The sequence below is a fragment of the Enterobacter sp. Ap-1006 genome (genome assembly GCF_011752835.1).
Classification (GTDB): domain Bacteria; phylum Pseudomonadota; class Gammaproteobacteria; order Enterobacterales; family Enterobacteriaceae; genus Cedecea.
The window spans coordinates 1,107,426-1,129,760 of sequence record NZ_VWWU01000001.1 but is presented as its reverse complement, the minus strand read 5'-3'; the positions used below and the strand labels follow the sequence as shown (position 1 = coordinate 1,129,760).

General features: G+C 53.5%; 23 protein-coding genes. 9 read left to right on the top strand and 14 right to left on the bottom strand.

Translation table 11 applies throughout. From position 1 onward, the window contains the following. Positions 1-204 precede the first annotated feature (204 nt). Positions 205-387, top strand: coding sequence for a protein YciZ/DeoL (gene yciZ, locus F3J28_RS05255; protein ID WP_008461338.1), 183 nt, complete (start codon positions 205-207; stop codon positions 385-387). Positions 388-431: 44 nt separating this feature from the next. Here yciZ and fsa read toward each other — a convergent pair whose 3' ends face one another. Then, positions 432-1,094 (bottom strand): fructose-6-phosphate aldolase, encoded by a 663-nt coding sequence (gene fsa / locus F3J28_RS05250; protein ID WP_166873428.1) that lies wholly within the window; start codon positions 1,092-1,094, stop codon positions 432-434. A 137-nt stretch (positions 1,095-1,231) separates the two neighbouring features. Between fsa and F3J28_RS05245 the strand changes: the two genes are divergently transcribed. The 4 genes from F3J28_RS05245 (at position 1,232) to osmB (ending at position 5,848) form a co-directional block, all read left to right on the top strand. Beyond that, positions 1,232-2,131 (top strand): glycyl-radical enzyme activating protein, encoded by a 900-nt coding sequence (locus F3J28_RS05245; RefSeq protein WP_166873425.1) that lies wholly within the window; start codon positions 1,232-1,234, stop codon positions 2,129-2,131. Positions 2,132-2,136: 5 nt separating this feature from the next. Next, on the top strand, positions 2,137-4,569 hold the full coding sequence (locus F3J28_RS05240; RefSeq protein WP_166873423.1) for a formate C-acetyltransferase/glycerol dehydratase family glycyl radical enzyme: 2,433 nt from the start codon (positions 2,137-2,139) through the stop codon (positions 4,567-4,569). Positions 4,570-4,611: 42 nt separating this feature from the next. Continuing rightward, a complete protein-coding gene (gene yciT, locus F3J28_RS05235) occupies positions 4,612-5,370 on the top strand; it encodes a DNA-binding transcriptional regulator YciT (RefSeq protein ID WP_166873420.1) in 759 nt (252 codons plus the stop codon). Positions 5,371-5,629: 259 nt separating this feature from the next. After that, a complete protein-coding gene (gene osmB / locus F3J28_RS05230; RefSeq protein ID WP_008461331.1) occupies positions 5,630-5,848 on the top strand; it encodes an osmotically-inducible lipoprotein OsmB in 219 nt (72 codons plus the stop codon). 130 nt (positions 5,849-5,978) lie between these two features. Here the strand turns inward: osmB and yciH are convergent, their stop codons facing one another. The 5 genes from yciH to pgpB form a co-directional block, all read right to left on the bottom strand. Next, positions 5,979-6,305, bottom strand: a complete 327-nt coding sequence (yciH, locus tag F3J28_RS05225) for a stress response translation initiation inhibitor YciH (RefSeq protein WP_166873417.1) — start codon at positions 6,303-6,305, stop codon at positions 5,979-5,981. Then, complete coding sequence (pyrF, locus tag F3J28_RS05220; protein ID WP_166873413.1) at positions 6,305-7,042, bottom strand: orotidine-5'-phosphate decarboxylase; 738 nt, start codon at positions 7,040-7,042, stop codon at positions 6,305-6,307. The genes yciH and pyrF overlap by 1 nt, the downstream gene beginning before the upstream one ends. A gap of 193 nt (positions 7,043-7,235) precedes the next feature. After that, positions 7,236-8,405 carry a lipopolysaccharide assembly protein LapB gene (gene lapB / locus F3J28_RS05215; RefSeq protein ID WP_166863585.1) on the bottom strand — a complete coding sequence of 390 codons (1,170 nt, stop codon included), beginning with the start codon at positions 8,403-8,405 and terminating at the stop codon, positions 7,236-7,238. A 6-nt stretch (positions 8,406-8,411) separates the two neighbouring features. After that, entirely contained in the window at positions 8,412-8,717 is a 306-nt protein-coding gene (locus F3J28_RS05210; protein WP_008461324.1) for a LapA family protein, read from the bottom strand. A gap of 140 nt (positions 8,718-8,857) precedes the next feature. After that, positions 8,858-9,622, bottom strand: coding sequence for a phosphatidylglycerophosphatase B (gene pgpB, locus F3J28_RS05205; protein ID WP_166873410.1), 765 nt, complete (start codon positions 9,620-9,622; stop codon positions 8,858-8,860). 206 nt (positions 9,623-9,828) lie between these two features. On the opposite strand from pgpB, the gene ribA reads away from it, so the two are divergent. After that, positions 9,829-10,419 (top strand): GTP cyclohydrolase II, encoded by a 591-nt coding sequence (ribA, locus tag F3J28_RS05200; protein WP_008461322.1) that lies wholly within the window; start codon positions 9,829-9,831, stop codon positions 10,417-10,419. 48 nt (positions 10,420-10,467) lie between these two features. Here the strand turns inward: ribA and acnA are convergent, their stop codons facing one another. The 6 genes from acnA to topA all read right to left on the bottom strand — a co-directional run bounded on the left by acnA (position 10,468) and on the right by topA (position 18,044). Next, positions 10,468-13,143 (bottom strand): aconitate hydratase AcnA, encoded by a 2,676-nt coding sequence (gene acnA / locus F3J28_RS05195; RefSeq protein ID WP_166873407.1) that lies wholly within the window; start codon positions 13,141-13,143, stop codon positions 10,468-10,470. A gap of 228 nt (positions 13,144-13,371) precedes the next feature. Further along, entirely contained in the window at positions 13,372-13,470 is a 99-nt protein-coding gene (gene ymiC / locus F3J28_RS22440) for a small membrane protein YmiC (RefSeq protein ID WP_273969969.1), read from the bottom strand. Between the two features lie 158 nt (positions 13,471-13,628). Beyond that, a complete protein-coding gene (locus F3J28_RS22435) occupies positions 13,629-13,799 on the bottom strand; it encodes a YciX family protein (protein WP_286177943.1) in 171 nt (56 codons plus the stop codon). Between the two features lie 2 nt (positions 13,800-13,801). Next, a complete protein-coding gene (locus F3J28_RS05190; RefSeq protein ID WP_166873404.1) occupies positions 13,802-13,930 on the bottom strand; it encodes a YmiA family putative membrane protein in 129 nt (42 codons plus the stop codon). Between the two features lie 343 nt (positions 13,931-14,273). Then, complete coding sequence (gene cysB / locus F3J28_RS05185) at positions 14,274-15,248, bottom strand: HTH-type transcriptional regulator CysB (protein WP_008461319.1); 975 nt, start codon at positions 15,246-15,248, stop codon at positions 14,274-14,276. A gap of 198 nt (positions 15,249-15,446) precedes the next feature. Continuing rightward, positions 15,447-18,044: a type I DNA topoisomerase gene (topA, locus tag F3J28_RS05180; protein WP_008461318.1), complete on the bottom strand. Its 2,598-nt coding sequence runs from the start codon at positions 18,042-18,044 to the stop codon at positions 15,447-15,449. A 400-nt stretch (positions 18,045-18,444) separates the two neighbouring features. Between topA and F3J28_RS05175 the strand changes: the two genes are divergently transcribed. Continuing rightward, positions 18,445-18,696 (top strand): YciN family protein, encoded by a 252-nt coding sequence (locus tag F3J28_RS05175; RefSeq protein ID WP_166863569.1) that lies wholly within the window; start codon positions 18,445-18,447, stop codon positions 18,694-18,696. Between the two features lie 36 nt (positions 18,697-18,732). On the opposite strand, the gene sohB is transcribed toward F3J28_RS05175, so the two are convergent. Then, positions 18,733-19,782 (bottom strand): protease SohB, encoded by a 1,050-nt coding sequence (sohB, locus tag F3J28_RS05170; RefSeq protein WP_166873401.1) that lies wholly within the window; start codon positions 19,780-19,782, stop codon positions 18,733-18,735. Between the two features lie 256 nt (positions 19,783-20,038). Between sohB and F3J28_RS05165 the strand changes: the two genes are divergently transcribed. Both F3J28_RS05165 and cobO read left to right on the top strand, forming a co-directional pair. Continuing rightward, positions 20,039-20,800 (top strand): YciK family oxidoreductase, encoded by a 762-nt coding sequence (locus tag F3J28_RS05165; RefSeq protein ID WP_166873398.1) that lies wholly within the window; start codon positions 20,039-20,041, stop codon positions 20,798-20,800. Further along, a complete protein-coding gene (gene cobO / locus F3J28_RS05160) occupies positions 20,797-21,387 on the top strand; it encodes a cob(I)yrinic acid a,c-diamide adenosyltransferase (RefSeq protein ID WP_166873396.1) in 591 nt (196 codons plus the stop codon). Before F3J28_RS05165 ends, cobO begins: the two co-directional genes overlap by 4 nt. A gap of 30 nt (positions 21,388-21,417) precedes the next feature. On the opposite strand, the gene rluB is transcribed toward cobO, so the two are convergent. After that, positions 21,418-22,305: a 23S rRNA pseudouridine(2605) synthase RluB gene (gene rluB / locus F3J28_RS05155; protein WP_166873393.1), complete on the bottom strand. Its 888-nt coding sequence runs from the start codon at positions 22,303-22,305 to the stop codon at positions 21,418-21,420. Positions 22,306-22,335 lie beyond the last annotated feature (30 nt).

Sequence of the window (22,335 nt, the reverse complement as noted above, 5' to 3'; positions counted from 1 at the left end):
TGAATGTGCGGTCATCGCAGGATCAGACTAATCCACGGCTGTAGTTTGATGAATGCAGCGTAAGGATTAATAATTAATGCTTATATGTTGTGCGATAATTTATTGAAGAATAAGGCTAAGAATTCGCCGACTGCCCTTCTCTTTAACGGCTATTTTTTGCATTATGGATAAATGATTCATTCCCTAACACAGACAGGATTAACCATGCCAACACTGGATCCACAGCAGCTTGCCAAACGTATTGATACCGTGCTGGATATTCTGGTTGCCAAAGATTATGCCTCCGCGATAAACAACCTTGAGATCCTTAAAGCGGAATTGCTGAGCATAAATAACGATGAAAACAAGCAGGACGGCGAGCAAAAAAAGTCGCCCTGGGAAATTTAATTCTTTTGGAAATATAGGCCACCGCGAACGGTGGCCATAAATGATTAGAGCGTTAACGAGCCGAAAGCCCCCTGCCAGTCTTTTTCAAACCCGTCTATCGCCGCCGTCACCGCAGGCGTGACCAGCATCTGTTCGACCACATCAATCGGCAGCGTGATCGCTTCGCAGCCGGCCAGAAGGCATGACATCGCCTGGTGCGGCGTGCGGAAGCTGGCTGCCAGCACTTTCGCGTCAGGGGCATGCAGCGTCAGAAGCTGCTGGAGATCCTGCACCATCTGAATTCCGTCCCCGCCCTGAGCATCCAGCCGGTTCACATAAGGCGCAACGTATTCAGCGCCCGCCAGCGCGGCCAGTAGCCCCTGCGTCGCGCCATAAACTGCCGTACCCAGCGTTGGGATCCCGAGGACTTTAAGCTGTTTAAGTGCCGCCAGGCCTTCCGGCGTAGTAGGAACCTTAACAACCAGCCCTGGTACCCGCGTGGTTAGCAGCTGTGCCTCTTTCACCATTTCATCAGCATGGTTCGCAATCACCTGAGCAAACAGCTGACCTTCGCCCCCCAGAGCATCCTGCAGTGCAGGCAGCACTTCCCACAGGGATATTCCCGCTTTGGCAACGATGGAAGGGTTGGTGGTTACGCCCTGCAGCGGCAGAACACGGGCAAGACGCTTAACGGCGGCAACATCTGCGGTATCTAAATACAGTTCCATTACGCTCTCCAGAATTAGAGTGATCTCTCATTGACCGCATCATAACCCGACTGTCGATTGATTAGCTGATCAATATCAATATAACTTTCATTCGAAAGTAATTTAATTTACGAAAGAAACAAAACAGAGATGATGCCATGCTGTTCAATATTCAGCGCTACTCCACGCACGATGGCCCAGGGATCCGCACGGTGGTCTTCCTGAAAGGATGCTCGCTGGGCTGCCGCTGGTGCCAGAATCCCGAAAGCCGTAGCCGTGAATGCGACGTTTTGCTGGACCGCCGTTTGTGCATCGCCGGCTGCGAACTTTGCCAGCAGGCCGTACCGGACGTGGTTTCCCGTGTAGACAGCGAACTGGTTATTGCCCGTGGCAAACTCAACCCCAATGCTATCAATGCGCTGAGGGAGTGTTGCCCTACCCAGGCGTTGACCGTCTGCGGTGAAGTAAAAACGGCGGATTCTATTATGGCCACAGTGCTGCGCGATAAACCTTTTTATACTCGCAGCGGAGGGGGGATTACGCTTTCCGGCGGGGAGCCTTTTATGCAGCCAGAGCTGGCGCGGGAACTGCTACAGCGCAGTAAAGAGGCCGACCTGCATACTGCCGTGGAATCCTGCCTGCACGTGCCCTGGAAATACATTGCGCCTTCATTACCTTTTTTGGATTTGCTGCTGGCGGATCTTAAGCACGTAGACAAAGCGCGCTTTCAGCAGTGGACCGACGGCAACGCCGAACGCGTGATGGATAACTTTCGCAAGCTGGCCGCCCGCGGCGTAGAGATGACCATCCGCGTGCCGTTGATTCCCGATTTTAACGCCGATGAACGCTCCATCCGCGCCATCAGCGATTTTGCCGCCGACGAAATTGGCGCGAAATCTATCCATTTTCTGCCTTATCACACCTTAGGGATTAACAAATACACCCTGTTGGAGCAGCCCTACCTGGCCGCCAGCAGGCCGCTTGATGCACCAGACCTTCTGCACTTCGCCGAACAGTACGCCAGCCAAAAAGGCATGACAGCCTGGATTAGAGGATAATCATCATGACCGAACTGAACCTGAATTTTCTCAGCCCACGTATAAAGGCGCACAAAGAAGCGCTGATACATATCGTGAAGCCGCCGGTCTGCACCGAGCGTGCCCGCCACTACACTGCTGTTTACCAGCAGCATCAGGATAAACCGCTGCCGGTTCGCCGCGCGCTGGCGCTGGCCCATCATCTGGCGGAGCGAACCATCTGGATCAAACATGACGAGCTGATCGTCGGCAACCAGGCAAGCCATGTGCGCGGGGCGCCGTTCTTCCCGGAATACACCGTGGGTTGGATTGAGAGCGAAATCGACGAGCTTGGCGACCGTCCGGGTGCCGGCTTTTCAATTTCCGACGCGGATAAAGCGGCCATGCATGAAATTTGCCCCTGGTGGCGCGGACAGACGGTGCAGGATCGCTGTTATGGCATGTTTACCGACGAGCAAAAGGCACTGCTGGCGACCGGGATCATAAAAGCCGAAGGCAATATGACTTCCGGCGACGCTCACCTGGCGGTGAATTTCCCGCTGCTGCTTGAGCTGGGTATTAGTGGGTTGCGTGACAAAGTCGCCGAGCGACGCGGGCGTTTGCAACTTACCGACTGGGACGACCTGCACAAAGAGCAGTTCCTGAAGGCCATTGATATGACTTTTGCTGCCCTGAGCGACCATATATTACGCTACGCAGAATTGGCGAAGAAAATGGCCTCCGACGAAAAACGAGAGGCACGCCGGGATGAACTGTTGGCGATCGCTGAAAACTGCGAACATATCGCCTGCAATCCGCCGGTCACTTTCTGGCAGGCTTTACAGCTCAGCTATTTCGTACAGCTTGTACTGCAAATTGAATCCAACGGGCACTCCGTCTCCTTTGGTCGGCTCGATCAGTACCTTTATCCGTGGTACCGCCGGGATGTAGAATTACAGCAAACCACCAGCCGGGAACAGGCCATTGAACTGTTGCAAAGCTGCTGGCTGAAGCTGCTTGAGGTGAATAAAATTCGCTCCGGCTCGCATTCAAAAGCTTCCGCCGGCAGCCCGCTTTACCAAAACGTCACCATCGGAGGACAAACGCTGGTGCACGGCGTCGCGGTGGATGCCGTTAACCCGCTCTCCTGGGCCATTCTTGAGTCCTGCGGCCGCCTGCGCTCAACTCAGCCTAACCTCAGCGTTCGCTATCACGCCGGGATGAGCAGCGACTTCCTTGATGCCTGTGTGCAGGTGATTCGCTGCGGATTCGGCATGCCGGCGTTTAACAATGATGAAATTGTTATCGAGGAATTCATAAAGCTTGGCGTCAGCCGGGAAGATGCTTATGACTATGCGGCTATCGGCTGCATTGAAACCGCCGTCGGCGGAAAATGGGGCTACCGTTGCACCGGCATGAGCTTCATCAACTTTGCCCGCGTGATGCTGGCAAGCCTTGAACATGGCCGGGATGCCACCAGCGGAAGCATCTTCCTCCCACAGCAAAAGGCGCTGTCTGAAGGCAATTTCACTTCGTTTGACGAAGTCCTCGAAACCTGGGACCAGCAAATTCGTTATTACACGCAAAAATCGATCGAGATCGAATGCGTGGTAGATACCGTGTTGGAAGAAAACGCGCACGATATTCTTTGTTCGGCGCTGGTGGATGATTGCATTGAACGAGGCAAAAGCATCAAGCAAGGCGGCGCCAAATACGACTGGGTTTCAGGGCTTCAGGTCGGGATTGCCAATCTTGGGAATAGCCTTTCAGCCGTAAAAAAACTGGTCTTTGAACAGGGCATCATCGGGCAGCAACAGCTGGCGGATGCCCTGGCCAACGATTTTGCCGGGCTGAGCGGCGAGCAGCTTCGCCAGCGACTAATGAACGGCGCGCCAAAATACGGCAACGACGATGACGAAGTCGATATGCTGCTCGCCCGCGCCTATCAAACCTACATTGATGAACTTAAGCGCTATCACAACACGCGCTTTGGCCGCGGCCCTGTTGGCGGAACATACTACGCGGGAACCTCTTCTATTTCAGCAAACGTGCCGTTTGGCGCAGCCACAATGGCCACACCGGATGGCCGGAAAGCACATACACCTTTGGCAGAAGGCGCCAGCCCCGCGTCCGGGACCGATCATCTTGGCCCTACGGCAGTTATCAGTTCCGTGGGCAAACTGCCGACCAATAAAATCCTCGGCGGTGTTTTATTGAACCAAAAACTGAATCCTTCAACGTTAGATAATCCGCGCGATCGTGAAAAATTAATGTTTATGCTGCGCACCTTCTTCGAATCACACAAGGGCTGGCACGTTCAGTACAACATTGTCTCCCGCGAAACACTGCTTGAAGCCAAACAAAATCCTGATAAATATCGAGATTTGGTGGTAAGGGTTGCAGGATACTCGGCCTTCTTTACGGCCTTATCTCCTGACGCGCAGGATGATATTATAGCCCGCACGGAACATACTCTTTGACGAGAAGGCGGGGTTAATCCCCCCGCCTGACTACTGGCTGACATGAACTCAAGACAACAAATTATCCTGCAGATGGTTATCGATCAAGGCCGGGTTAGCGTCGCCTCTCTGGCGAAAACAACCGGCGTTTCAGAAGTCACCATCCGCCAGGATTTAAACCTGCTGGAAAAAAATAATTACCTTCGTCGCACGCATGGTTTTGCCGTCCCGCTGGATAGCGATGACGTTGAAACTCGCATGATGAACAACTACACCCTCAAGCTGCAGCTTGCGCAATATGCCGCCTCGCTGGTGAATGATGGTGAAACCGTGTTTATCGAAAACGGCAGCAGCAACGCGCTTCTCGCCCGTACTCTGGCGGAGCAAAAAAAGGTCACGCTGATCACCGTCAGCAGCTACATCGCCCATTTGCTGAAAGACACCGATTGTGAAGTCATTCTGGTCGGCGGGATCTATCAGAAGAAAAGCGAAAGCATGGTCGGGCCGCTTACCCGCCAATTTATCCAGCAGCTGCATTTCAGTAAGGCTTTTATCGGCATCGACGGTTTCTTGCCAGAAACCGGTTTTACCGGGCGCGATATGCTGCGTACCGACGTGGTGAATTCTGTGCTGGAGAAAGGTAGCGAGGCCATTGTGCTGACGGACAGCAGCAAGTTTGGCAACGTGCATCCGTATACTTTGGGCCCGATTTCACGCTTCAACCGCGTTATCACCGACGCCGCAATTAGCCAGGAGACGCTGGAGCAACTGAAAGCAGTCCACCTGCAGGTGGATATTGTTGACCCCTACGCCGCCGTCTAAGTCTCTGTTGCCCGTGCCGCGCGCGGGCTTCTTCTCTCTCAGAATATTCCCACGCTTGAATTAAGAGTTTTTACCTGTGTTAATCATACGGAAAAAATAGAATAGAATTTAGCGATATAACAGGGAGTAATAAACGCACCTGCCCTTTTTTAAGCTTATATCGCGACATCGTTTCACGAACCGTCCGGTAAAGTGGTGAATTCTTACTATACTTACCTGAGACTGGCTTCCGTGAATCAATTATTCTGGAGAAAGTATGATGACCTTAAATAACAAAAAAGTGGCCGCTGCAATGCTGGCTATTACCCTCGCAATGTCCCTGAGTGCATGTTCTAACTGGTCTAAGCGTGACCGCAACACGGCAATCGGCGCAGGTGCCGGTGCGCTGGGTGGCGCAGTACTGACCGACGGCAGCACGCTGGGGACGCTTGGCGGTGCGGCAGTAGGCGGTATTATCGGTCACCAGGTGGGTAAATAAGGCAGGACGCCAGCAAAAGCTAACTCGCTTTGACGAATTCATTACGTGTTAATTTTCAGGTCTGACTAACAGCAGTAAAAATAAAAGGCCACGGTATTTGCCGTGGCCCAATAATTAATATTATTCCGAATTACCCGCCCGCGAGTTTCACTTTCATGCCTTTCGCTTCAAGCAATGATTTTATCAAATCGCGCTTATCGCCCTGGATTTCAATCACGCCGTCTTTGACCGCCCCACCGCAGCCACATTTCTTTTTCAGCTCCGCAGCAATGGCTGCCAGCGTCGCATCGTCGGCATCAATACCAGAAATCAGGCATACGCCCTTCCCTTTGCGGCCGCTGGTCTGCTTTTGAATGCGCACAATGCCGTCGCCTTTTGGGCGCTGAACTTCAACTTTAGGTTCGTCTATACGCCCGGTTTCCGTGGAGTAAACCAGCCGGCTGTTATTGTCTTTCATCAAGCCCCCTGCACCAGCGAGGCGCGAATATCGCGCAAAGTCTGCGCCGGGTCAGCAGATTGGGTGATCGGACGCCCAATGACCATAAAGTCTACCCCGGCTTGCTGAGCCTGCTGCGGTGTCATGATGCGGCGCTGGTCGCCGGCATCACTGCCAATCGGGCGAATGCCAGGGGTAATAAGCTTGAATTCTCGGCCTAATGCCGCCTTAAAACGTACCGCTTCTTGCGCAGAGCACACTACGCCGTCCAGGCCACACTCTTTGGTCAGCGCCGCAAGACGCTCGGCATAATCTGCCGGGCTGGCGGTAATGCCCAGATCGGCCAGGTCGCTGGCTTCCATGCTGGTCAAAACGGTAACGGCGATCAGCAACGGCGCATCTTTCCCAAATGGGGCAAGTGCTTCTTTTGCGGCGCACATCATTCGGGCTCCACCCGTAGCATGAACGTTGACCATCCACACGCCCATTTCTGCAGCAGCAGCTACGGCCCGCGCGGTGGTGTTCGGGATATCGTGGAATTTCAGATCGAGGAAGACATCAAACCCGCGCTGTTGCAGGTCGCCCACCAGCTGTGGACCAAACAGGGTAAACATCTCCTTCCCAACTTTCAGACGGCAGTCGCGCGGGTCGATACGGTCGACAAAGGCCAGGGCGCTATCGCGATTATCATAATCAAGAGCAACGACTATCGGCGATTCAGTGGCAACACGGGAGGAGGATGACGCAGTTGAATTCATGGCAAAACCTTCTGACTGTTGGGCACCAGCGCGGCGCAAAAAAGTTAAACGGCAGCATTCTACTCGTCAGCCAGGTAAATTTACAGCCGCGATTGCCCCCTGCTAAGCGAAAGTTGCACGATGCTGAAACTGGGGACGATGAAGCATTTATTAGTATGTTGTAACTAAAATATGGGTTTTTAAAAAACGCGGGCTATTGCCCATCCAGCCCGCGAATTGGTTTCACCGTTGACCAGGCGCGGCAGGACGGGCAATGCCAGTACATGGTGTAGGCAGTAAAGCCGCATTTTTGACAGCGATAGCGGGGCTTGGTGCGAATTTGCTCGCCAACCATATCCCTCAGTACCATCAAGCTTTCTTTCGCTCGCCCTTCCTCCGCCTCATGCAGGTGGTAATCCATCAGACGATGGAATACCCGCATTGTTGGATGCCTTTGCAGTTGACGGTTGATATACATCTGGGCCGTTTCAGCGCCTTCGCGCTGCTCGAGAATACTCGCCAGCATAAGCTCTGCCACCGCCCCGCTGTTTTCTTCCACGCAACGCTTGAGGAAAGTTTCCCACTCGTCAGGTTTGCCTAGCTGCTGATAGCACACCTGCAGCATCTCCAGCGTTTCGCTGACCAGTTCGCTATCTTGCTCAATTACGCGTTTTAACGAGTCTACCGCTTTGGCATATTCGCCTTTTTCCATGAAAATACGCCCCATCATGATGGAGACCCGGGCGCAATTTTTATCCGCAGCCGCCCCTTTTTTAAGCAGGGACATGGCCTTGTCCGTGTCGTCATTGCCAATGTTTTGCAGCGCAAGTTCACAGTAGAAGTGCGCGATTTCCACACGCTGTTTGTCTTTGCCGAGCTTAACCAGCCGTTCGGCCACGTCGATGGCTTTCTGCCAGTCGCTTGTTGCCTGGTGAATTTGCAGCAGCTGCTGCAGCGCGCTGATGCGGAAGTCGGTTTCGTCGATAAGCTGGCTGAACATATCTTCGGCGCGGTCATAAAGCCCGGCGGCCATGTAGTCTTTGCCGAGTTGCTGCACGGCAAGCAGACGCTGGTCGTAGTTGAGCGACGCGCTTTCCATCAGCGACTGGTGGATACGAATGGCCCGATCAACCTCGCCACGCTGGCGGAAGAGATTCCCTAACGTGAGGTGAGCTTCAACGGTGCCGGTGTCCTCTTTAAGCATATCGAGGAACAGATCGACCGCTTTGTCCTGCTGGTTAGCCAACAGGAAGTTCACCCCGGCGACATAATCGCGAGAAAGGCGACTGGCCTCCTGCTGTTTGTCTTGCAGCGCACTTCTGCGCCCCATGTACCAGCCATAAGCGGCTGCAACGGGTAACAGCAGAAACAGCAGTTCCAACATAAAAGATTATTCCTTCACGGCCGGCACAACGGGCGCCGAAACATCAGTAGTAGGGGTAACCTGCTGCTCAAGACGTTTAATTTTTCGCTCAGCACGGGCCAGGGACACACGGACGCGCAGCCAGAACAGACCGCAAATCAGCCATCCAAGAATAAACCCTGCCGCAAACAGCGTCGCCAGCAAAGTAGACACCCGGTACTCGCCTTGCGCTAACAGGTAATTAAAGTTCACAACCTGATCGTTTTGCGCCCCTAAAGTGATAGACACCACAAAGATGGCAAGTACCAGTAAGAAAATGAGTAAATATTTCACATGACATCCCGTTATGTGGTCACAGCTGGCTTAGCTATGCCAAAAATGAGTCCCGTAGGTATAAACTACCATTTCAGGCGAAACCGGGGAATCCATTAACCTCCCCGAATGCATAAGAAATGGGGGTTAAAACGCTATTCTCAACTTTTTTCATGCCGTTCGGCTATTTCCTGGTCTTCTTCTGCCGGCGGAGTCAGCGGCCCACACCAGCGCTGCGCCAGCCACGTCGCCAGAATAACTAACAAACCAGAGATAATCGTGGCGACAACCAGGTCACGTGGCCAATGCATGCCCAGCCACAGTCGACTTCCCATTACGCCAGTTGCCCATAACAACAATACCGCCAGGGTAAACGTCCGCCTGCGCGGCCAAAGTAATCCTACGCCCAACAGCGCCCAACTGGCAGCAAACATCGTGTGACCAGAAGGAAAAGCGAAGCCGGTTTCGAACTGCCAGTGTTTGCGTAACCAGCCGGGAATTTCATCCTGCCCTTCCAGCTGCGCTTTCACCAGTTCCGCACGCTGAGTACGCTTTAAAGTGTAGAACTGGTCGGTAGTGATATGGTGAGTTTTTTCCAGCCAGACGACGAATGGCCGGGGTTCCTGCACTTTGTTCTTGATAACGGACTTAATGCCCTGACCTATAAGGATAGCGGCAGCTAGGATAGCAAATAACATTAGCGCAGGCTTAAGGCGATAACGCAGGCACCACAGAAACCAGGCACAAAGCACAACATGCGTAATGACGCCCCAGGGCTGCGTCACGGTCTCAGTGACCCAATAAAGCATTTTTAACACGCTTTCATCGCCTCCAGGGGCCCATTCCCAGCCGCTGAACCAGACGATTAACGGCATGATTAACAGAAGCGTTGTGCCTGCGGTGATGCGTTTTGCTATTGCCTGCATGAAAACCTCATGATAATGAAAGCCTTTAAAGAATAACCGAAAAATGCCCAGGAAGGTTAAACCGCGAGGCCGTCATTGGCAAAAATGGCTTTTTAATCTGTCAATGAAGCGAACGACCGCGCGTTATGGCAAAATATCTGACATTAACGTACAGGCCAGACTTCTGGCAGACACCACGGTGTCAAAATAAGTACCTGGAGAATCACATGCAGCTTAAACGTGTGGCAGAAGCCAAACTGCCAACCCCCTGGGGCGATTTCCTGATGGTGGGTTTTGAAGAAGTGGCAACGGGGCAGGATCATGTTGCCCTGGTTTTCGGTGATATTAGCGGTGAAGAGCCCGTGCTCGCACGCGTCCACTCCGAATGTCTGACCGGTGATGCGCTGTTCAGCCTGCGCTGTGACTGCGGCTTCCAGCTTGAAGCCGCGTTAACCCACATTGCTGAACAAGGGCGTGGCGTGCTGCTTTACCATCGCCAGGAAGGCCGTAATATCGGGCTGCTGAATAAAATCCGAGCCTATGCGCTGCAGGATAAAGGCTACGACACGGTAGAGGCTAATCACCAGCTCGGCTTTGCCGCCGACGAACGTGACTTTACGCTGTGCGCCGACATGTTCAAACTGCTGGGCGTGGATGCCGTGCGTTTACTCACCAACAACCCGAAAAAAGTCGAAATTTTGACTGAAGCCGGGATCAACATTGTTGAGCGCGTACCCCTCATCGTCGGACGCAACCCGAAAAATGCGCATTATCTCGACACCAAAGCAGCCAAAATGGGCCATCTGTTGTCTGAGTAAAGACGCTCATCTCGTAAAAAAGCCCCTTTTCAGGGGCTTTGTCGTTTCTTACTTCAGCATATTCCTGATCACATAATGCAGGATGCCGTCGTGACGGAAATAGGTCAGCTCATTGCCGGTATCAATGCGGCAGCGGCAATCAATGACCTGTTGGCGCCCATCGGCAAAGGTCAGCGTAACCGGGACGCTGGCGCCAGGCTTCAGTTGGTTTAACCCGCTAATATCCAGCTTTTCCTCCCCCGTTAGCCCCAGCGTTTTTCGCGTGACGCCCTGAGGGAACTCCAGCGGTAAAATGCCCATGCCGATAAGGTTCGAGCGGTGAATGCGTTCGAACGATTCGGCAATGACCACCCGTACGCCCAGCAAGCGAGGGCCTTTGGCCGCCCAGTCGCGGCTTGAACCGGAGCCATACTCTTTCCCGGCGATTACCGCCAGCGGAATGCCCCGCTCTTTGTAACGCATTGCAGCGTCATAAATAGACAGAACTTCTTCACCCGGCAGTAACCGCGTCATGCCGCCTTCAACGCCCGGCACCATCTCGTTGCGAATACGAATGTTGGCAAACGTCCCGCGCATCATTACTTCATGGTTACCGCGACGCGAACCGTAGGAGTTAAAATCTCTGCGCTCTACGCCATGCCCCTGCAGGTAGCGCCCCGCCGGGCTGTCAGGTTTAATGCTCCCCGCCGGGGAAATATGGTCGGTAGTGACCGAATCCCCCAGCATCGCCAGCACGTTAGCCCCGTGAATATCTTCCACTGGTTTTGGCTCGGCGCCCATCTCGTCAAAGAACGGCGACAGTCGGATATAGGTTGAGTCGTCCTGCCAGCCGTAGGTGGCCGACCGCGCCACCTCAATGCTGCGCCACTCTTCGGTACCTTCAAACACTTCAGCATATTCTTTGTGGAACATCTCGGTAGTCACCTGCGCGACAGCCGCAGCAATTTCCTGGCTGCCCGGCCAGATGTCTTTCAGGTAGACGTCAGCGCCATTTTTATTCTGCCCTAATGGCTCTTTAGTCAGGTCGATGTTCATGTTGCCAGCCAGCGCGTAGGCGACGACAAGCGGCGGTGAGGCCAGCCAGTTCGTTTTCACCAGCGGGTGAATACGGCCTTCAAAGTTGCGGTTGCCGGAAAGCACCGCGCCCACGGTAAGATCGCCTTTTTTAATCGCCTGCTCGATAGGATCGGGCAGCGGACCAGAGTTGCCTATGCATGTAGTACAGCCGTAACCCACCAGGTTAAAGCCCAGCTCATCAAGGTATGGGGTTAATTTGGCTTTCGCCAGATAATCCGAGACCACCTTAGATCCCGGCGCAAGCGAGGCCTTCACCCAGGGCTGCGGCTTCAGCCCCAGACTGACGGCTTTTTTAGCCAGCAACCCTGCCGCCATCAGCACGCTGGGGTTTGACGTGTTGGTACAGGAGGTGATAGCGGCAATCACCACGGCGCCATCCGGCAATTGATGCTCTTCGCCCGCCAGCGTGTAGCTGACCGGATGACGATCTTTGTGGGAAGCGTTGACTTCAAGCTCGTTGCTGGCGGCAAACGCTTTTGGCACTCCACCGAGTGGGACACGATCCTGCGGGCGTTTTGGCCCGGCCAGGCTTGCCTCAACGTCATGCATGTTTAAAGAGAGCGTGCTGGTAAACACGGGTTCATCCCCCGTATTGCGCCACATGCCCTGCGCCTTAGCGTAAGCTTCAACCAGAGCCACCTGCTCTTCACTACGCCCGCTGAGGCGCATATATTCCAGCGTTACGCCGTCGATCGGGAAGAAACCGCAGGTCGCACCGTATTCAGGAGACATGTTGGCGATAGTTGCCCGGTCGGCGAGCGGCAGAGAATCAAGCCCGTCGCCGTAAAACTCAACAAATTTGCCCACTACGCCGTGTTTACGCAGCATCTGGGTGACGGTCAGCACAAGGTCCGTCGCGGTGATCCCTTCCCGCAGTTTACCCTCTAGCTTAAAGCCGACCACATCGGGGATCAGCATAGATACCGGCTGGCCCAGCATCGCCGCTTCAGCTTCGATACCGCCCACTCCCCAACCCAGCACGCCAAGGCCATTAATCATCGTGGTATGCGAGTCGGTGCCAACCAGCGTGTCAGGGTAAGCGACAAGTTCGCCGTTCTGTTCTTCACTCCAGACGGCTTTGCCCAGGTACTCAAGGTTCACCTGGTGGCAAATGCCGGTACCGGGTGGCACAACGCTGAAACGGCTGAAGGCCTGCTGGCCCCAGCGTAGAAAGACATAGCGCTCGTGGTTGCGCTCCATTTCAAGACGAACGTTTTCCTCGAAGGCATCGTTGTCGCCGAAATGGTCGACGGTCACCGAGTGGTCAATCACCAAATCGACCGGGGAAAGCGGGTTAACTTTCGCCACATCACCGCCGAGGCGCTTAACCGCCTCACGCATTGCGGCAAGATCGACCACCGCCGGTACGCCGGTGAAGTCCTGCATCAGTACCCTGGCAGGACGATAGGCAATTTCGCGGTCGGCGTGGGCCTGTTTCAGCCAGCCGGCCAGGGCATGAATATCTTCGCGGGTGACGGAGTCTTCATCCTGCCAGCGCAGCAGGTTCTCCAGTAAAACTTTTAGCGACTTAGGTAACCGGCTGATATCCCCCAGCTCTTTTGCGGCCAGCGGCAAGCTGTAGTAATGCCAGGTTTTATTTAGCGCCCGTAGAGTGTCCTTACTGGCTTCGCGTAGGGTTAACGACATAGCTCCTCCTTTATGACAGGGATAGCGAGTGCCCTGATTATTCGCAGGGTCACTATTAAAGATAACACAAACCTGCCGTAACGATTTGATAACAACCCAAATTGATAAATGAGGCGAAGGGAATAAACCGTGAATAAACAAACGCCCCAACGGAATGTCGGGGCGAGAGGCGAATCGGGAGCATTATTCGAAGCAGTATGACAGCGGCGCTCAGCCACTCAACGAAGATTAATTCGCGAAGACACGCAACACTTCTACCCAAAACAAGGCAGACAGCGTGAAAGCACCGATCCATGACCAGTATTTCACGGCATTGTGATTATTCATAGAGTTAACTCAATGTGACTATATGCAACAAGACTGCTTAATTAAGCAATCACCAGAATGTATTGCTGTGTGTAATTAATAGTGAATAACAGGTTACCCTGCGGTAAATAAAAAGCACTTTTAATTCCGCAGAAAAAATAAACAATTCAATAACGATTTTATTGTTTTTTGCTATCGTCTTCAGAAAACAAATCAATAAAGGCCTGCTGCTGTTTCGTCAGCGTCCAGCCTTCAGGTGTCGTGCTTCCCTCTTTCTTAACGTCTTTTCGTGGTTTGCCGCTGTTGCGGGCCACAACTTTAGGTGCAGGAACCCTATCCCGAGTAGACATAGCTACCCCCAAAAATGCCAGGCAACCAGCGCCACAACCAGCCAGAACAAGGCTGACACCAAAAACACCGCGATCCATGCCTTGCGTTTCAGGGATGGATCCTGCTGCGATTCCTCACTGCCTGATGACATTGCTAGCCTCATACAATCGACACCACTTATCGTAACGTTTCTAAACAATCGGTATAACTAATCGCCAGTTGGGATTAATCCTAAAGAAACTCTAGCTCAAAAGCCAGAAAAATTGCGCAATAAGCAGGAGAAAAGATTTAATCTTTTGACCTGAAATAAATAATCGAAACACCAGGTTTGCGCAACCACGAATTATTTACTAGCTGTGTCTCTTAATTGCGACACAATAACCATTAACAGGATGTGGCTTATTTGAGGGAATGGGAATAACGAAGAAATGCGTTTAATTCTTGTTTAATAATGACTCGGGTATCTTCGGATGCGCCGAAGATACCCTGGGGAATTATTTGGCGGGTAATTTTATATCTTTAAACATCGCTTCAATATCTTCGTTCGAGCGTAATGCCACGGCGGTATCCACCACGTCACGGGTTAAATGTGGCGCAAAACGCTGAATAAAATCATACATATAACTGCGCAGGAAAGTGCTGCGACGGAAACCTATTTTCGTCGTGCTGTGGCTAAATACGCCCTGGGCTTCGATACGGACTAAATCCGGGTCTGAAATCGGATCTACCGCCATGCTAGCAATGACCCCTACTCCGAGTCCCAGGCGAACATAGGTTTTAATCACATCGGCATCGGTGGCGGTAAAGACGATTCGCGGCGTTAACCCTGCGCGGTTAAAAGCAGTGTCCAACTCGGAACGGCCGGTAAAACCAAAGGTGTAGGTGACCAGCGGATACTGCGCCAACTCTTCGATGCTAACCGACTCTTTCGACGCCAATGGGTGATCCGGCGTAACCACAATGGAGCGGTTCCAGTGGTAGCAAGGCAGCATCACCAGGTCATCATAAAGATGAAGCGCTTCGGTGGCGATAGCAAAATCGGCATTGCCTTTGGAAACCGCCTCTGCAATCTGCGTCGGCGAGCCCTGATGCATATGCAGTGAAACCCGAGGATAACGCTCAATAAAGCCTTTAATCACGCCAGGCAGCGCATAACGGGCCTGTGTGTGGGTTGTCGCCACATAGAGCGAGCCTTTGTCAGGCCAGGTGTGTTCTCCGGCAACGGACTTGATGGCGTCGACTTTAGACAGCACTTCACGGGCGATACGAATAATTTCCTGCCCCGCAGGGGTGACCTGGGTCAGGTGTTTTCCGCTTCGGGCAAATATTTGTATCCCCAGCTCGTCTTCCAGCATACGAACTTGCTTACTGATCCCCGGCTGAGAGGTATAGAGCCCTTCCGCCGTAGAAGAGACATTAAGATTGTGGTTTACGACTTCAACGATATAACGCAGCTGCTGTAATTTCATAGCTTACCGTCCAGGGTCAAAGGCCCCGGCGCAATGGGCGGGGTTAAGACGCAGAAAAAACGAAAATTGACATTGCTTTACTCACTATATCAGTTATAGCTACTTTGTATAGATGGGATAAAAAGATAATAAACGAGTTATATAAAGCACCATAAAAAAACCGGAGACAGGCTCCGGTTTTCACAGGTTCAGGCAGAATTACTTCTTACCAACGACCCATTTGCCGTCAACGAAGAAGGCTGACCAGCCGGTCGCTTTACCGTCTTTATCAGAAGCCACGTATTGCTGCTTCGTTTTACGACTAAAGCGAACGAACGCTTTATTCCCCTCTGGATCTTCCTGAGGAGCGTCGGCCAGATAGCGTAGCTTCTCCGGCAGGCGATCGCGGAAGCGATGCAGCTCTTCAACCAGCGGCGCGCGCGTTTCACGAGATTTCGGGAACGTGTTCGCGGCCAGGAAGACGCCAGCGGCGCCATCACGCAGCACGAAATACGCGTCAGACTTCTCACACGGCAACTCTGGCAGCGGCACCGGATCTTCCTTCGGTGGCGCTACTTCGCCGTTACGCAGGATCTTACGGGTATTTTTACACTCGTCATTAGTACAAGCCATGTACTTGCCAAAACGCCCCATTTTCAGGTGCATTTCGGAGCCACATTTCTCACACTCAACGATTGGGCCGTCATACCCCTTGATGCGGAATTCACCCTCTTCGATTTCGTAGCCATCACAGGTCGGGTTATTACCGCACACGTGCAGCTTGCGCTTCGGATCGATAAGGTAGCTGTCCATCGCCGTGCCGCACTTCTGGCAGCGACGCTTGGCGCGCAGGGCGTTAGTTTCCGCATCGTCACCTTCCAGCACGTTAAGAACTTCGTTCTCCGGCACCAGGTTGATGGTGGTTTTGCAGCGCTCTTTCGGCGGTAACGCATAGCCAGAACAGCCGAGGAACACGCCGGTACTCGCGGTACGGATCCCCATTTTACGGCCGCAGGTTGGGCAGTCGATGCTGGTCAGAACCATCTGGTTCGGACGCATACCGCCTTCTTCCGGATCCTGCTCCGCTTTCTCAAGCTGGCCGCTAAAATCAGTGAAGAAGTTGTCCAGCACGCCTTTCCATTCGGCCTGGTTATTGGCCACCTGGTCAAGACTGTTTTCCATTTGCGCCGTGAAGTCGTAATTCATCAGCTCGCGGAAGTTCTCTTCCAGACGATCGGTAACAATTTCACCCATTTTTTCAGCGTAGAAACGGCGGTTCTCAACGCGCACGTAGCCACGATCCTGAATGGTTGAAATGATAGAGGCATAGGTAGACGGGCGGCCAATTCCGCGTTTTTCCAGCTCTTTCACCAGCGACGCTTCGCTGAAACGCGCAGGCGGCTTGGTAAAGTGCTGGGCTGGAAGCAGTTCAACCAGCGTCAAAGATTCGCCCGGATTCACCGCCGGTAAGGTGCGATCTTCATCCCCCTTGCGCAGCGCAGGCATCACTTTCGTCCAGCCATCAAAGCGCAGCGTGCGGCCACGCGCCTTCAGACGGTACTCACCGGCTTCCACCGTCAGCGTGGTGGAGTCGTATTTCGCTGGCGTCATCTGGCAGGCGACGAACTGGCGCCAGATCAGCTGATAAAGCTTCTGGGCATCCGCCTCCATGTCTTTTAAGGCTTCCGCCTGCACGGCCACGTCAGAAGGACGAATCGCTTCGTGCGCTTCCTGAGAGTTATCCTTGCTGGCGTATTGATTGGCATCCGCCGGCAGGTATTTCTTACCGAAGTTTTCTTCGATGTAGCCGCGTACCATGCTCACCGCGTCCTGGCTCAGGTTAGTAGAGTCAGTACGCATATAGGTAATGTGGCCCGCTTCGTAAAGACGCTGCGCCATCATCATGGTTTTCTTCACGCCGAAGCCAAGGCGGGTGCTGGCAGCCTGCTGCAGCGTGGAGGTGATGAACGGCGCCCCCGGTTTGCTGCTGGTCGGCTTGTCTTCACGATCCAGAACGGTGTAACGCGCTTTTTCAAGCAGGCTAACGGCCGCCATGGTCTGCTCGCGGTTAACCGGACGGAATGGTTTGTCTTTATGGTGACTCACCTGCACCGGCAGCGCATCGCCCTTCGGCGTCGACAGGTTGGCATCAATTTCCCAATATTCTTCCGGGACGAACGCTTTAATTTCGCGCTCACGTTCAACTACAAGGCGAACCGCCACGGACTGAACGCGCCCGGCAGACAGGCCACGCGCAATTTTTTTCCACAGCAGCGGAGACACCATATAGCCCACAACGCGGTCCATAAAACGGCGCGCCTGCTGGGCATTCACACGGTCAATATTCAGTTCACCCGGCTTTTCAAACGCCTGACGAATCGCATTCTTAGTGATTTCATTAAACACCACGCGGCTGTAGCGGGTGTCGTCGCCGCCGATAACTTCCCGCAGGTGCCAGGCAATGGCTTCCCCTTCGCGGTCAAGGTCGGTTGCGAGATAGATGTGGTCTGCTTTTTCTGCCAGTGATTTCAGCTCGGAGACCACTTTCTCCTTGCCAGGCAGCACTTCGTAATGAGCATCCCAGTCATGCCAGGGATCGACACCCATACGGTTGACGAGCGCTCCGCGTTCATCCTTTTTGACCTTTTTGGCCCCTTTGGCGGCGGTAGAGTCAGCGCTCTTCTTGGTGGTTGATCCACTGGTCGGCAAATCACGGATATGACCGACGCTGGACTTCACCACGTAGTCGTTTCCGAGATATTTGTTGATCGTTTTGGCTTTTGCCGGGGACTCAACGATAACGAGAGCTTTACCCATTTTCACCTTTACCTATTTAATTCTTCCAGGAATACGTCGCAAATTTTCACCTTCCACTGGCGACGCGCTTTTTTATATTGCGGCAGCGTAGAAGGAGATCAACTCTTTTTTTCAATAACCTGCAACACCCACGGCTCACTCATCGGGTATTGAAGGCCAAAAGTCTCAAACAAGTGGCATAGCACGACGGAAGTTTGGTCGAATGTCAAGCAATTCTGTTGCCAGATTTGCGAAAGCGTCACACTCTACCTGATAAAATATGTTACGCAACTTTATTAGCATGCAATACCGGATCCCGCCAGCACGGTTAACTTTTTTAAGGCCACAGGGTTTACAGGGAAAATTTGCCCTTTTCCCTCAAGCGGACGTAAACTAGCGCCAGTTTTTTAAGGAGAACATCATGCAAGAGACAACTCAGCCTATTGACCGCGAATCCCTCCTCGCAGAGGCGAACAAAATCATTCGTGAACATGAGGATTTCCTGCACGGAATGGAAGCCACCGGCGTGGAGCAAAAAAACGGCGTGCTGGTCTTTAGTGGAGAATACTTCCTGGACGAACAAGGTTTGCCCACTCCGAAGAGTACGGCGGTGTTTAATATGTTTAAACACCTGGCCCACGTCCTGTCAGAAAAGTATTCGCTGCAGGGCTAAACGAAAAGCGAGGCTTAAACGCCTCGCTTTTTTGCTTTACAGCAGTGGTTTTTCACCACGCTGCCACCAGCGCAACAGCAGGCGATCTAAGCTATTCGCCGCGCTACCGGTGAAGCGGTCCATCACTTTTTTGCGCTGCAAATAACGTACATTAATAGCGTCAAAATCTTTCATCATCCCCAGCAGCAGATCGTCGCTGGTCGCCACGTCATCAACCAGACCTTTTTCTTTCGCCTGGGTACCGTACCAGTGCTCGCCCGTAGCCACTGATTCGATATCAAGGCCCGGACGCATGCTGCTGACAAAATGTTTGAACAGGTGATGCGTTTCGTTGAGATCTTCCCTGAACTTCTCACGCCCCTGCTCAGTGTTCTCACCCAGCAGGGTCAGCGTGCGCTTGTACTGCCCCGCGGTGTGCAGCTCCACGTCGATGTCATTGCGCTTAAGCAGGCGATGGAAGTTAGGGATTTGCGCGACAACGCCAATCGAGCCGATGATCGAGAAGGGCGCGGCCACAATGCGCTGGGCCACACACGCCATCATATAGCCGCCGCTAGCCGCCACTTTATCCACCGCAATGGTTAAAGGCACGGCTTTGTCCCGCAAGCGCTGGAGCTGTGATGCCGCTAGCCCGTAGCCATGAACTACTCCGCCAGGGCTTTCCAGCCGCAGCAAAACTTCATCCTTGGGTTTAACTACCGATAGCACGGCGGTAATTTCTTCACGGAGCGAGCTGACTTCGTGGGCATCCATACTGCCTTTAAAGTCGAGGACGTAAAGCGTCGGCTTGCCTGAACTGACCTTTTCGCCACGTTTAGCCCGCGCCTTTGCCTGCTTCGCTTCGAGCTTAAGCTTTTTCTTTTCTTCTTTAAGCCACAGCTTCTGCTGATGCGGGTCGAGCATAGCGACCTGCATCTCCTGCTGTACATCCTGATACTGCTCGCTCAGATTCGTCAGCCTTAGTTCACCCCGGCCCTGTTTCTTACGTTGCGCAACGTTCACCAGGATAAGTGCAACGGCACCAATTGCCACCACGATGGTCACCGCTTTAGCCAAAAAAAGTCCATAGTCAGCAATCAGATCCACATTTACCGCCTTTATCACCAAGCATTGTTAATCTCCGCAGTGTACCCGAGCGGGCACACGTTCGTCTGTAAGTAACTATAAAGGCAGCATGAGGGCATCCTTAAAAGATTTGGCTCGGGGAAATTTTTGCAAAATGTTAATCCTTAGCATTGTCTCCGGCTGACTGATTGAAATACGCCCGTCTTTAAGGCATAAAGCCAGGTAACTTAACGAGAAATAAGACGTGAGCATATTGCATCACGCGAGGAGTAAAACCGTGCACTATCAGCCGCAAGATAATTTACTGAAAAATCGCATTATTTTAGTGACCGGTGCCAGCGATGGCATCGGCCGCGTCGCCGCACTCACCTATGCCAGATTTGGTGCTTCGGTGATTTTGCTGGGGCGCAATGAGCAAAAACTCCGCGCCGTCGCCGGTGAGATCCAGTCTCACGGTTTGCTCCCCGCGCACTGGTTCACGCTTGACCTGGCTACCGCCACGTCGGGAGATTGCCATGCGCTGGCTAACAAGCTTAGCGCGCTGGTTCCCCGCCTCGATGGCGTCCTGCATAATGCCGGTATTCTTGGCGATGTCGTGTCGATGGACAAGCAGGATCCCGACACCTGGCAGGCCGTCATGCAGGTGAACGTCAATGCGACCTTTTTCCTGACTCAGGCTTTGCTTCCTTTATTACTTAAATCCGAATCTGGCTCTCTGGTGTTCACCACCTCAAGCGTGGGTCGCCAGGGCCGCGCTGGCTGGGGCGCTTACGCCGCCTCGAAGTTCGCGACGGAAGGCATGATGCAGGTGCTGGCGGAGGAGTATAAGCAGCACAACCTGCGCGTAAACTGCATCAACCCTGGCGGTACTCGCACCGCAATGCGCGCCAGCGCCTTCCCCACGGAAGATCCGGCTAAACTGAAAACGCCCCGGGATTTAATGCCGCTTTATCTCTGGCTGATGGGCGACGACAGCCGCCGTAAGACCGGCATGAGTTTTGATGCCCAGCCTAACCGTAAACCGGGGATTTCAGAATGAGCGAAGAGCGTTATCAGCAGCGCCAACAGCGCCAGAAAGAAAAGGTTGATGCGCGCATTGCAGAAGCCCAGCAGGAACGCGGGATCCTGATAGTCTTCACCGGCAACGGGAAAGGTAAAACAACCGCCGCATTCGGCACCGCTACCCGCGCCGTAGGCCACGGCCAAAAAGTCGGCGTCATTCAGTTTATCAAGGGCCAGTGGCCGAACGGCGAACGTAATCTGCTGGAGCCACACGGGGTTGAGTTTCAGGTGATGGCGACAGGCTTTACCTGGGAAACGCAAAACCGGGAAACGGATACCGCCGCCTGTCTTGCGGTGTGGGAGCACGGCAAACGGATGCTGGCAGACGCCACGCTGGATATGGTGATCCTCGACGAGCTGACCTACATGGTGGCTTATGATTATCTGCCGCTGGAAGACATCTTAAGCGCGCTGGCTAACCGCCCGGCGAATCAGACAGTGATTGTGACTGGCCGCGGGTGTCACCGCGATATTCTGGAGATGGCCGACACGGTGAGCGAACTCCGCCCGGTTAAGCATGCGTTTGACGCCGGGGTGAAGGCGCAGATGGGTATTGATTACTAATAAAAAACCCCTCAAAAGAGGGGTTAAGATTTAGCTGCCACTGCCGTTATTACGGCTGCTGCTGGCGCGGCGGTTACCACCGGTCACTTGGGTGTGACGCTTCACGGCACGACGAATCTGGTTCGCTTTCATGCGGCGGCGATCTTTTTCTACCGCCACTTTACTGCTGGTTTCTTCCGGCAGTTCCACCAGCGTACGCAGGTAGTTTGTCTGCGCCAGGTCAAGCTCGGTATAGCCCCCGCGCGGAAGTCCTTTCGGTAGCTTAATGTCACCGTAACGCACGCGAATAAGGCGGCTCACCTGAACACCGACAGATTCCCACAGGCGACGAACCTCACGGTTACGGCCTTCGGTCAGGGTCACGTTATACCACTGGTTAATGCCTTCCCCGCCGGTGAACTTGATGGTTTTGAACGCCGCCGGGCCATCTTCAAGCTGCACGCCACGAGACAGTTGTCTTACTTTGTCGTCATCCACCTGGCCAAACACGCGTACGGAGTATTCACGCTCCACTTCACGGCTTGGGTGCATCAGGCGATTTGCCAGCTCCCCGTCGGTGGTGAACAGCAGTAAACCACAGGTATTCACGTCCAGACGCCCAACGGCAATCCAGCGTGCACCGCGCAGCTTTGGTAAACGGTCAAAAACGGTTGGGCGCCCTTCCGGGTCGCTGCGGGTACACAGCTCACCTTCCGGCTTGTAATAGGCCAGCACGCGGCAGATCTGTTCCGCTGATTCACGGATGGAGATCAAATGACCATCGATGCGGATTTTAAGCGACTGGGTAATTTCAACGCGATCGCCCAGCGTGGCAATTTTACCGTCAACGCTTACGCGGCCTGCAGAGATAATGGTTTCAATCTCACGACGGGAACCATGGCCAGCGCGAGCCAGCACTTTTTGTAACTTTTCGCTCATTGAGCTTCCTCGGGTGTCGCCTTCACAGGC